Below are 366 nucleotides of genomic sequence, written 5' to 3' on the forward strand. Positions count from 1 at the left end.
GTTCTATGCGCGCCACATACCCGAGCCCGCACGTACGGCGGCCGCGCAGCCGATGACGCTCGATATTCTGCCGACGACGGACGGGTTCGGGTCGTTCCGCGTCGAGTTCCGCGGCGAGCCGCTTGCGAATGCCAAACTCTTCGTCTACGCCCCCAACCTCTGGATGCAGGAGCTGCGCACCGACGCCCAGGGACGGGTGCGCATCGCGACACCGTGGCCGGGACTGTACGTGCTCGACGTCGTGCACTTGGAGCGCCTGCCTGGCGAATTCGAGGGCAAGCCTTACGCGGCGCTGCGTCACCGCGCTTCGTTGTCCTTTTATGCCCGGTGAGAAGCTGTCGCATGAGGGCGCTTGCCAGCCCGCGC

1 pseudogene is annotated in these 366 nt (G+C 66.9%); it reads left to right on the plus strand.

Annotated features, from left to right (window positions below):
* Window positions 1-331: pseudogene (locus tag ACTFO6_RS18020) on the plus strand (hypothetical protein); the annotation flags it as partial.
* Window positions 332-366 lie beyond the last annotated feature (35 nt).

The sequence above is a fragment of the Pelomicrobium sp. G1 genome, assembly GCF_051905455.1.
Lineage (GTDB): Bacteria > Pseudomonadota > Gammaproteobacteria > Burkholderiales > UBA6910 > Pelomicrobium.